The 13,372-nt window shown below is 51.8% G+C and carries 1 protein-coding gene (running past one end of the window); it reads right to left on the bottom strand.

Features of this window, described 5'->3' with window-relative positions:
• On the bottom strand, positions 1-13,372 hold the 5' portion of the coding sequence (locus BDE27_RS08415; RefSeq protein WP_120211338.1) for a non-ribosomal peptide synthetase. 9,401 nt of this gene lie to the left of the window's left edge; only the first 13,372 of its 22,773 coding nucleotides appear in the window; its start codon is at positions 13,370-13,372; its stop codon lies off the left edge, out of view.

Here is a 13,372-nt window from a genome sequence, read left to right as displayed (position 1 = left end):
CAATACGGTGCTGGAGCGGATCAGTGTGAGCCAGTAACTGTGCCGGAATGTCGTCCGTCGAGGCAGGAGTAAAGACATTGACAGTCAGCGGTGCCTGACGCCAAACCACTTGCACCGACTGTGCCAGATCTTGCCAATAAACCGCCGTGCGCAGGATGTCATGACGATCAATAACTTGCTGTAAGGCACCCAGGAAAGCATCAAGACGTTTGCGGGTATCGAAGGCAAGTATGATTTGTAATAAATAGGTGTCACCTTGTACCTGCAACAGATGATGGAACAGAATGCCTTCCTGCAAGGGAGACAATGGATAGATATCCTGCACATTACGCATTCCGCCAGAAACGGTATCAACGATGGCATCAATCTCAGCCTGGGAGAGGGAAACCAGTGGCAGCATATCGGGGGTGATGGCTGTGCAGCCCTCTGGAATAAGGTTGGGTGGCACGATAAAGGTATTGGCGCCACGCTGGAGAGCCTGGGCCATGTCGGTCAGAATAGGGGCGGCGAATACACTACGAACGTCAAGTTGCCAACCCAGCTTGCGCAGTTCTTCGATCAGGCTGACTATCATCAACGAATGGCCGCCGAGTTCAAAGAAATGGTCGTGACGGCTGACCTGCTGCAATCCCAATAGCTCTTGCCAGATCTGGGCCAGGGCGTTTTCTGCTTCGCCAGTCGGAGATTCATGGCTGCGCATCACGATAGAAGATGAATCTGGTTCAGGCAGCGCCTGATGGTCAAGCTTTCCGTTTGGCGTTAACGGAAAAGTTGTTAACGTGACAAAAGCACTCGGCAGCATATAGTCGGCGAGATGCTGGGCAAGTTGCTGGCGCAGTTCGGCTGGCACCAATTTAATGTTCGCCTGAGGCAGCAGATAAGCCACCAGACGTTTCTGATTTGTTTCATCTTTACGAGCCAGCACCACCGCTTCACGCACGCCATGGCACTGTCGGAGTCGGGTTTCGATTTCCCCCAATTCAATGCGGAAACCACGGAGCTTGATTTGGAAATCATTACGGCCAAGGTATTCAATATTACCATTGGAGAGCCAGCGTCCGAGATCTCCCGTTTTGTACATCCGCGCATTGGGGTTGGAAGAGAATGGATCAACGAGGAAACGCTCGGTGGTAAGTTCGGCACGATTAAGATAGCCACGGGCGACTCCCGTACCAGCAATATAGATCTCCCCCATGACACCAAGCGGGACAGGCTGATAATGGGGATCAAGGATATAGATTTGGGTATTGGCTATGGGGCGGCCAATCGGTGGCGGATTATCTGCTGAGTTATCCTCTGCGCAGGAACAGGAATAGAGCGTAGCACAGACCGTGATTTCCGTCGGCCCATAGGCATTGAGCATTTGTCGTCCTGGTGACCAGCGTTTGACTAAGGTTGACGGACAGGCTTCGCCACCCACCAGCAAGGTTTGTAAGGTATCGGGCAGGGCATCCATCGCGGCGAGTGCAGTGGGCGACAGGAGAACATGGCTGATGGAATGGTCTGCTAAATAGCCGGACAATACTGCACCGGGCAGCAGATTGGCCCGTTTGGCCAGGTAGAGGCGAGCACCCGTTACGAGAGCCATACAACATTCCCAGATACTGGCATCGAAACTGTTTGAGGCGAACTGTAAAACGTGACTATCTGGGGTCAGTGCCAGTGCATGTTGCTGAGTGATGATCAAATTGCACAGACTATGATGTTCGATCATGACTCCTTTCGGTTGACCGGTCGAACCGGAAGTATAAATGACATAGGCCAGATGGTGTGACGCCAACCCCAGTACCTGTGCATCTGGATTATCAGAGGGTTGTGTTGCCAGGCATGATTCGTGGCTATCCAGTAAGATGGTGGGCAAAGTGTTAAACTGAGCGAGCCACTCTGACCGGGCCAGTACAGTTTGGGTCAGTAAAGCCACCGGGGCGGCATCTTCAACCATGTAAACCAGCCGTTCGGTCGGATAAATGGGATCGAGCGGCACATATGCTCCACCAGCCTTGAGGATAGCCAGCAAGCCGATCACCATCTCCAGACTGCGCTCGGCATAAAGGGCGACCCGATCGTCCGGACGTACTCCCAGAGTAATCAGATCATGGGCCAATCGATTAGCGCGGCGGTTTAATTCACCGTAGCTCAGAGTCTGATCTTCACAGATAGCCGCAAGGGTATCGGGATGTTGTGCGGCCTGCGCCTCAAACAGTTGGTGGATCAACGCGTTTTGCGGGAAATCCGCCTGAGTGGCATTGAAGTCCACCAGCAGTTGTTGCCGTTCTGATGCGGACAGCATGGGTAAAGTAGTAATGTGTTGTGTTTCATCTGCCGCCATGGCGGTCAGTACATTGGTTAAGTAACCGACCATCCGCTCAATGGTAGTGGCGTCGAACAGATCGGCTGCATAGGCCAGATCACCGACCAGACCGGCTCCGGTTTCAGTGAGTGATAAGGTCAAATCAAAGTGAGCGCTGGGGTGCGTCTGTTCAATGGGTATACATTGGATATCGGGAAATGCCAGCGCCTGGGCGGGGGTATTATTTAAGGCCAGCATGACCTGGAAAATCGGGCTATAGCTGAGATTGCGTTCAGGCTGGAGCGCTTCCACCACCTGCTCAAAGGGCAGATCCTGATGGGCATAGGCGGCCAGTGCACGCTCGCGAACCTGGCTGAGCAGCTCAGTGACCGTGGCGGAATCATTCAGGGTGACGCGCAAGGCCAGTGTATTAACGAAGAAACCGATTAATCCCTCAAGTTCATGATGCGGGCGGTTGGCGACAGGTGTACCGATAACGATATCATCCAGCCCACTAAGCCGGGACAATACGATGCCCCATGCGCTCAGCACAGTCATAAATAAGGTGGTGTTATGGCGCTGCCCAAGCCTTTTCAGTGAGGCTAATAAGCCAGCATCAACGTGCACAGGGACTCGACCACCGACGAAAGTTTGTATAGTTGGACGCGGTCGGTCAGTCGGGAGAGTCAGTAAGACCGGCGCGTCTTCAAGCTGAGTGCGCCAGAAATCACGTTGTGCCGTGAGCGCCGCTTCTTGCAGCCAGTGACGCTGCCAGACAGCATAATCGGCGTACTGGATCGGCAATGGCGGCAAGGCGATATCTTGGCTGTCGAGAATAATGCGATAAAGAATGCTGAGTTCATGCATCAATACACCGATGGACCAGCCATCAGAGATAATATGGTGCTGGGTGAACAGCAAGACATGCTCTTCGTTTGCGAGTTGCAGCAGGTGACCGCGGATCAGGGGGCCTTGGGTAAAGTCAAAAGGCGTCTGTGCTTCGAGGGCGGTCAAATCAGCAATATGGTCGGAGTGCGTTTCCGGTGCTAGCGAGCGTAAGTCTTGGTAAGACAGGGCAAAGTTAATGCCAGTCGGTTCGATATGCTGATAAGGTTGGCCGGAAACCAGCACAAAGCGGGTACGCAGGCTTTCATGTCGGGCGATCAATTGGTCAAATGCACGGGTTAAGGCAGGGCGATTAAGCTGACCGATTAGGCGCAATGCCAGAGGAATATGATAGGCCAGACTGGCTGCTTGATCGATCTGACTCAGAAACCACAGTCTTTGCTGAGCAAAGGACAGAGATAACGGCTGGTTGCGATCAGTAACAGGGATCATCATCTGGGTCGTTGCTGAAACGCCAGTGAGTGTTTGAGCCAGATCCATCAAAATAGGCTGGTCAAAGAGTTGCTGGAGTGACAAATCCCGTGCCAAATCTTGGCGTACGTGTGCGATGAGTTGGACGGCAAGCAAGGAATGACCACCTAGCTCAAAGAAATGATCGTAGCGACCTACTTGTTCCAGTCCGAGCAAATCTTGCCAAATCTGAGCCAGGAGGATTTCTATCTCACCGATGGGGGCTTCATCGCCGCGAGCTACCACTGCGGATAAATGAGGTGCAGGCAGGGCCTGACGGTTGAGTTTGCCATTGGGCGTCAGCGGGAAGGACTCCAGCGTGACAAAAGCACTGGGCAACATATATTCAGCGAGATGCTGAGCGAGTTGCTGGCGCAGTGCAGCAGGCTCCAGTTCAATTCCCTCTTGCGGTAACAGATAGGCCACCAGCCGTCTTTGCCCGGATTCATCTTCGCGGGCAATCACTACCGCTTCACGTACGCCGTCACATTGGGTAAGTCTGGCTTCGATTTCCCCCAACTCAATGCGGAAGCCCCGTAACTTAACCTGAAAATCATTGCGCCCGAGGTATTCGATATTGCCATCGGGCAGCCAGCGGCCAAGGTCACCGGTTTTGTACATGCGGGCGTTTGACGCTGAAGTGAAGGATTCGGTCAGGAAACGTTCGGCAGTCAGTTCAGGGCGATTGAGGTAACCGCGGGCTACGCCGGCACCGGCAATATAAATTTCCCCCATCACACCGTGAGGAACGGGTTGGCCGTGTGGGTCCAGGATATAAATCAGGGTATTAGCAATAGGGCGGCCGATAGGAATGGAACGCGTCACGTCAATGGGAGAAATCATCGCATAGGTAGTAGCAAATGTTGTGGTTTCCGTTGGACCATAGCAATTTATCAGGTGGACGGGTTGAGATTCAGCCAATTGCACCTGTTGTATCTTCTTCGGATCGAGAACATCACCGCCGATAAGCAGATAGCGCAATTGTCCAAACAGGGGTTTGAGGCTATCGAGATATTCGTTGAACAAGCCCACCGTTAACCAGAGGGCGGTGACGCGTCCCTTGATCAGTGAATCGCAGAAATGTGCCGGATCGAGCAGTACCGATTGTCGCACCACATGCAGGCTGGCTCCATTGAGCAGGGCGGACCAGATTTCCCAGGTCGAGGCATCAAAAGCGATATTGGCACAATGGGCGACACAGTCATTCGGATCAATATCAGCAAAGCCACTATTAGCGATGAGACGAAGGACATTGCGATGCTCGACCATCACGCCTTTAGGTTGCCCGGTAGAGCCAGAGGTATAGATTACGTAGGCCAAATTCTGTGATGTCAGACCCCGTGTTTGTGTATTGGGGTTGTGAGTCGGTTGTGCCGCCCAAAACGGTTCTTGTGTATCAAGCAATACCGTAGGTATCAGGTTGTTTAACCTGCTAACTTGTGCTGTCTGGGTCAGCAGAACCACAGGCTCTGCATCCTCAAGCATATAAACCAGTCGCTCAGTCGGGTAGCCTGGATCAAGCGGCACGTAGGCCCCGCCAGCCTTGAGAATAGCCAGCAAACCAACCACGGTTTCCAGACTGCGTTCGGCACAGATGGCAATTCGATCGTCTGGACACACACCCAGCGCAATCAGGTAATGGGCCAGTTGGTTGGCACGGCGGTTAAGTTCGTCATAGCTCAGGGATTGTTCTGCAAATACGACGGCTGTTGCATCGGGATGATGTTTCACCTGGGTTTCGAACAGTTGGTGGATCAAGGCGTTTTGTGGAAAATCCACTTGCGTGGCATTAAAGTCCACCAACAGTTGTTGCTGTTCTGTCGCTGGCAAAATTGATAGATCTTGAATTAATCGTTGTGGTTTGTGAGCCAAAGCATCGACCAATCCACTGATAGCAGTCGCCAGATAAGTAATTATACGTGTCGGATCAATACTTGCCACCGTTTGTGCGGTCAGGCGGAAACCGATACCCATATCATCTACCGATAAGGTAATCGGATAGTTAGTCCGTTCCTCAATGGCAACGATACGCATATCTATTTGAGGTATTTCAATTACATTAGCTTCGTCGCCCTCAGTGATTTGGCTGTGACGGTAATTGAGTATGGTACTGAACAGCGGTATTGACTGCGCCACACCGCTACAACGTTGAGCCAGTGCCAATGGTGCTTGTTCGTGTTCCAGTAGTGCCGTTAAATTGTGATAGGTAAGCTGCACCACTTCTTGCACATGATGATCGGCAAGGGGAATTCGTATCGGCAGGGTATTGATAAACATCCCTAATATTCGGGAAGCACCTGCTCCTCCCTGTAATCGGCCTGATAGGACGGAGCCAAAGACCACATCATCGCGGCCACTGGTTTGTGCCAGCACTTGTGCCCAGGCAACATGGAACAAGACACCTGAACTGACTCCCAAACGGCGGGCTTGAGTACGTATAGCCTCCGCCAGAGTCGGATCGAGCGAGAGATGGGCTTCGACGATCGGTTCATTATCATCCTGCATTGAGAGTACACCGAAGGGTGTCGTCGGTGTGTCGATATCAGCCAATTGAGAACGGAAATAATCTTCGTGCTCAGTACCCGGCACGCTTAAGGTTCGGGCGATAAAGTTGCGGTAAGGCAACGTTGCCGGCAGGGTATCCGCATGGCCCTGTTGTATTTGGGCAATTTCGGCAAAAATCAGCTCGAGTGTCATATGGTCACTGACCAGATGATGGAAACGCAAAGATAGCAACCATTCATCCCGTGTCGGATCATGGGCGATATCAGCAGCGAATAGCGGAGCACGGCTCAAATCGAGACGATGCCGACGCGGGTTTGTATGTTCCCTTAGTTGAGACAGGACGTTATCCGTTGTACCAGGAGTAAAGACATTGATACATAACGGTGCCTGGCGCCAGACTACCTGGACTGGCCTTATCAATCCTTGCCAGCAGGCCGCGGTACGCAGGATATCGTGGCGGTCAATGATTTGTTGGAAAGCGGACAGGAAAGTGTCAAGACGCTCACGAGTTTCGAAAGCAATCAGGGTCTGTAACAGATAAGTGTCGCCTTGGGATTGGCGCAAATGGTGGAACAGGATACCTTCTTGTAACGGTGCCAATGGATAAATATCCTGTATATTGCTGACCCCACCAGGAGTTGCTTCAACGATGGCATCAATCTCGGTTTGGGTCAATGAAACCAGTGGCAGCATATCAGGCGTAATGGTTGTGCAATCGGTAGGAATACAGTTAGGCGGCACCACGAAAGCGTCGATATCACCCTTAATTGCCGGTGCCATCTCAGTCAAGACAGGTGCAGAGAACACACTGCGAACATCAAGTTGCCAGCCGAGGCTGTACAGCCGTTCGATCAGGCTGACAATCATCAATGAATGACCGCCCAGTTCAAAGAAATGGTCATGACGGCCGACTTGTTCCAATCCCAATAGATCCTGCCAGATCTGCGCCAGAACGATTTCCACCTCTCCGTGTGGGGCTTCATAGCCACGTGCTATCACTGAAAACGCATCAGGGGCTGGGAGAGCTTGACGGTCAAGTTTACCGTTGGCAGTCAGTGGGAAAGTGTCGAGTACCACAAAGGCACTGGGCAGCATGTATTCAGCGAGGTGTTGGGCAAGCTGTTGGCGTAGTTCTGCGGGAACCAGCCCAATGCCGTTCTGAGGTCGCAAATAGGCGACTAGTCGTTTCTGTTCTCCCATGTTTCCATCAGGAGTGTCAATATTTTCGCGGGCAATCACTACCGCTTCTTGCACGCCATAGCATTGCATTAATTGGGCTTCGATTTCTCCCAGTTCAATGCGGAAGCCCCGCAGTTTAACCTGAAAATCATTTCGGCCAAGGTAGTCAATCGTACCATCGGGTAGCCAGCGGCCGAGGTCGCCGGTTTTGTACATGCGGGCATTGGGATCTGAGGAAAACGGATCAGAGAGGAAACGTTCTGCGGTCAGTTCAGGACGATTCAGGTAACCACGGGCAACCCCCGCACCGGCAATATGTATTTCCCCGACAACACCAAGTGGTACGGGCTGTCCATGTGGATCTAGAATATAAATCTGGGTATTGGCAATCGGGCGCCCGATATGGCTATTAAATCCCGTTGTCCGGTTCATTCGAGTCCAGGTCGAATAAGTCGTTGTCTCTGAAGGGCCATACAGATTGCACACATTCTGTACGCCTGAGTGAGCAAATAAATGTTCAACAATGTGCGGCCTTACTCTTTCCCCCGCTAAATTGATCGTCCGAATGTTCGCGGGTAGTGCATTGGTCTCCATCAGGTGTGAGATGGCCGATGGCACGGTATTGATAAGGCTGACTAATGGTTTTGGGTTGGCTGAACTTGTATGAATCAGTGACAGTATGTCAGTAATAAGGTGAACCGTACCGCCAAGGAGCAGAGGAGCAAAGCATTCGTATACCGACAAATCAAAATTCAGGGAAGTAGCAAAAAGTGTGTGTGCCAACTCCTCCTGACTAAACGTATGTTGTGCCCAGGTCAGGAAATTCACCGTATTGCGGTGCTCGATTGCCACGCCTTTAGGCAAACCGGTAGAGCCTGATGTGTAGATCACATAGGCCAGATGGCGTGAGGTTAACCCCAGTGCTTGTGCGTCGGGATTATGAGCTGGCAGAAATGGTTTTTGGGTGCTGAGGACGTTATCGAGTAAAACAGTGGGTATAGTGCCAGCCAGCTTGTCGGCAAGTTTTGTTTGGGTCAGTATCACTATCGGCGCTGAATCTGCAAGCATATGCATCAGCCGTTCGGTTGGATAGGCAGGATCGAACGGCACATAGGCACCCCCCGCCTTGAGAATACCAAGTAAACCCACCATCATGCCCGGGCTGCGCTCAACACAAATTGCTACCCGATCATCCGGACGTACCCCTAAGGCAATAAGATGATGGGCCAGTCGATTGGCCTGGCGGTTCAGTTCATCATAACTGAGTGTCTGATCTCCACACACTACCGCGGTAGCGGTAGGGCTATTGATCACCTGTTCTTCAAACAGTTGGTGGATCAGTGCGTCTTGCGGAAAATCTGCTTGGGTGGCGTTAAAATCCACCAACAGTTGTTGTTGCTCTGAAGCTGACAACATCGGCAAATTCGCAATGACTTGGGTTGCATCGGTTACCATTGCTGCCAGTACTCGTTGCAAATAGCCGACCATACGTTCAACAGTCTCGGCATCGAACAGATCAGAGGCATATTCCAGTCCGCCAACCAAACCAGTGTCGGTTTCAGTTAACAACAACATTAAATCGAAGTGGGCACTATGGGTCGCCAGTTCAATTCGGGAGATCTGCAAACTGGACAACGTTTGGCTCTGAACTGGTGTGTTGTCTAAAGCCAGCATGACCTGAAAGATTGGGCTATGGCTCAAGTTTCGTTCAGGTTGTAATGCTTCCACCACCTGCTCAAAGGGTAGATCCTGATGGGCATAGGTGGCTAACGCCTGCTCCCGAACCTGAGTAAGCAGATCAGCCACACTGAGTTCATCATTGAATTTAACGCGCAGAGCCAATGTATTGACGAAGAAGCCCATCAACGCTTCAAGCTCACGATTTGGGCGGTTGGCGACAGGGGTGCCGATGACAATATCATCCTGACCACTAAGCCTGGCGAGTACAATACTCCAGCCAGCCAGTAGGGTCATAAATAAGGTGCTGTTATGGCGTTGTCCAAGTTCCTTAAGTGAATTCAGTACTGAGGTATCAAGGTGGAAAGGTACTTGTCTGCCGACATAAGTCTGTACTGCTGGGCGAGGATGATCGGTCGGGAGTGATAATAACGCGGGCGCATTTTCAAGTTGATTGAGCCAGAAGTTTCGCTGTGCAGTAAACATCTCTGCTTGCAACCAATCACGCTGCCAAACGGCATAATCGGCGTACTGAATGGGCAGTGGTGGCAAAGGATCATTATGGTCGTAGAGAACCGCATGATAGAAAACATCCAGTTCGCGTACCAGCACGCCAATAGACCAGCCGTCGGTAATAATATGATGTTGCGTGAGCAGCAGCACGTGTTCCTTATCGGCCAGTTGCAGCAGTTGGCCGCGGATAAGTGGTCCCTGAGCAAAATCGAAAGGGGTTTGGGCTTCAAGAGTCGCGAATTCAGTAATACGGTCGATATGCAGAGCAGGATCGAGCTGACGCAAGTCTTGACAGGACAGGGAAAAACCGATATCCGCAGGGTCGATTTGCTGGCTGGGTTGGCCTTCAACCAGCACAAAACGTGTCCGCAGACTTTCATGTCGAGCCACCAGACGATCAAGTGCCATTATCAGGGCATGGCGATTGAGTGAACCAGCTAAGCGCAGTACCGCAGGGAGATGATAGGCCTGACTCGCCGCCGGATCGAGCTGACCGAGGAACCATAATCGTTGTTGAGCAAAGGACAAAGGCAAGGGCTGGCTGCGATCCGCAAGGGGGATGACTGTTTGCGTGATAGTGGCCGCTCCTGTCAGCGTCTGGGCCAGCCCCATCAGGATCGGTTGAGCAAACAGGGTTTGTAACGGTAATTCCCGCGCCAATACCTGACGAATACGGGCGACAAGCTGGACGGCAAGCAGGGAATGCCCACCCAGCTCAAAGAAATGATCATGACGGCCCACTCGCGCCAGTCCCAATAAGCCTTGCCAGATTTGTGCCAACGCCGTTTCTATGTCACCGACGGGCGCTTCATAGCTGCGCGTCACTACGGCAGAATCATCCGGCGCAGGGAGTGCCTGACGGTTAAGTTTACCATTGGGCGTGAGTGGGAAGGTTTCCAGCATCACAAATGCAGTGGGCAGCATATAGTCGGCAAGGTGTCGGGCGAGTTGCTGACGCAGTTCAGCGGGCACCAGTTTAGCGCCCGCCCGCGGCCGTAGATAGGCCACCAGCCGTTTCTGACCGGGTTCATCTTCGCGGGCAATCACCACGGCTTCGCGCACCCCGTGACACTGCATAAGCTGTGTTTCGATTTCCCCCAATTCAATGCGAAAACCCCGCAGTTTGACCTGAAAATCATTACGGCCGAGGTAGTCAATATTGCCATCGGGTCGCCAGCGGCCAAGGTCACCGGTTTTGTACATACGGTCATCGGGATTTGGGGAAAACGGGTCAACCAGGAAGCGCTCAGCCGTCAGTTCAGGCCGGTTGAGATACCCACGGGCTATGCCAGCGCCGGCGATATAGATTTCCCCGGTCACGCCCACAGGCACAGGCTGACCGTTCCCATCAAGAAGATAAATGCGGTTGTTGGCTATCGGGCGACCGATGGGCGGCAATGTTGGCCATTGTGCCATTTCCTTACCCAGTTGGTATGCCGTAGCGACATGGCTTTCTGTCGGGCCATAGTGATTATGTAACCGGCAGTTGTTGGTCCGTTGCAGGAAACGCTGAATGGCTGGCGTAATACGCAATTGCTCGCCGGCGGTGATAATATGCGCCAGACAGGAAAAATCCTCTCCACTGTAATTAGCGGCTTCAGCCAGATGCTGGAGCGCAATATAGGGCAGGAAAATTCGGTCAATCTGTTGTTGCTGAATCAGCCGGAGAAGCTGTTGAGGCGCCTGTCGCAGGGTTTCATTAATCAGAACCAGACAGCCGCCTTCACACAGGGTGGTGAATATTTCCTGAAAGGCGACATCGAAGCCCAGCGCAGCAAATTGCAGGGTTTTGCCGGTGCCGGCGGGCGGTGCAGGGAGGTGTCGGTGCCATTGTAGTAGGTTTGACAAGGCCGCCAGCGGCATTTCCACCCCCTTGGGTAATCCGGTGGAGCCTGACGTGTAGATGACATAGGCCAAATGGTGTGGTGTCAGCCCCTGCGCCTGTGTATCTGGGTTGTGAGTCGGTTGTTCAGCGAGAGAAGCTGTCTGAGCATCAAGCAGTATTGTGAGATAGTCGGTCTCAGCCGTGGAGTCCGTATTGTTCAGGGCGTCGGCGAGGGTCGTCTGGGTAAGTAAGGCCACGGGAGCGGCATCTCGGAGCATATACGTCAGCCGTTCGGTTGGGTAGGCCGGATCGAGCGGGACATAGGCCCCACCGGCTTTAAGAATAGCCAGTAATCCGACCACCATTTCCAGACTGCGTTCGACACAAATCGCCACGCGTTTGTCCGGACGGACGCCCAGCGCCATCAGGTAATGGGCCAGCTGATTAGCACGGCGGTTCAGTTCGCCATAACGAATAGTTTGCTCTTCAAATATCACGGCGGGGGCATTGGGTTGTTGCTCTGCCAGTGCTTCAAACTGGGAATGGACTAAGGTATCGGGCGGGAAATCCATTTGTGTGGCATTGAAATCTACTAACAGTTGCTGCTGCTCTGCTAGTGGTAGTAGGGGTAAGTTTCGGATCTGGGTTTTCGGAGACGTCAGGGCGGCTTCTATCAACATCATGAGGCGAGATTGGAGTGCTACCACTTCAGCACGACTCAGGTAATTGGGTGAAAAATTAAACTCAAACGTGATAGGCTTATAGGCATCCTCACTGTTAGCGAATGCATATTGATGGACAGCAATGACAAGCGGGAACGGTGCGCCACGTTGTATTTGGCAGTATTTGAGTGTAGCGTCGGGTATATCGGCGTTCACGTCTATCCGCTCAAATGACAGCATGATATCGAATAACTGAGCACGCCCAGTCTTCTGCTGGATTTGTATGAGTCGATTGATTTCTGCGATTGGTAAGCGCTGACGTTTATAGCAACGGCGCAATTCTGCTGCGGTTTTGCCCATCACATCAAGGAAAGTATCATGGGGCGAAACGGTTATACCGACCGGAATCACCGATGAAAACATCCCCACCGTGTGTCTTTGTTTACTGTTTTTACGGTTATGCACGGGAATACCAATAACAATATCTTCATCTTCGGTACGGTTTGTCAGCGAGTAAGCAGTACGTGAGAAATAGCAAGCCAGCGCGGCATACATAAAATGCAGGACGGACAATCCATGTGCAGCGACAGTGTCTTCGATTCGCTGGAAGAGCGTGTTATCCAGTGACCAAATTAAAGGTTCGGCATGTTCGTTATCTGTTGTTTGCTCTAAAGTTGATGGCTGAATTAAGGCTGGCGGTAAGTTTTTATAGCGCTCTGACCAGAATTGTTGGTCTTGTAGATAGCGCTGTGAGTTTAAATAGGTGCGATCTTCATTAATAAAGTCGAGATAAGAAGGGGCCGTTTCGGTAAATTTTTCTCCTCTGATTAACCGAGTATACGTGTTAGCTATCTCTTCAGGAATAAGCCCTAAAGTAATCCCATCCCCGATGAGATGATGACAGCAGAAATGCCAGTACCAACGATTATCACTCACCCGTATCAGTTCAAAACGCCATAGTTCATTGTACAAATCAAACGGACGCATGAAGGCAGTACGGATATATTGTTCAGCCTGTTCTTCTGCGTTGTCATGATCTGAGAAATCGTGGATTGTCACGGATACAGGCAAAGTGTCGGTGAGTGTTTGCAGCGGTAATTCCTGAGTTTTAACGAGTCGTAAACGCAATGCATCATGACGATAAACAACGGCCTCAACAGCGCGTACTAGCAGCGCTTTATCCAACTTTCCTTCAACCAGAATCACTGAACCTAAGTTATAGCAGATACTATGAGGACGGAAGAACTGGTCGAGCCAGACAACTTGCTGGGGAGAACTGAGTGGGACTTTGTAAGAGGGAGATGCAGAAGCATTCTCTAATGAAAGTGGGTTTTCGTTGTTAATATTATTGCATGATATAGACAT

This window comes from Xenorhabdus ehlersii (genome assembly GCF_003610465.1).
Classification (GTDB): Bacteria; Pseudomonadota; Gammaproteobacteria; order Enterobacterales; family Enterobacteriaceae; genus Xenorhabdus; species Xenorhabdus ehlersii.
Note: the sequence above shows the minus strand (reverse complement) of the source record. Positions and strands in the feature narration are given on the sequence as shown.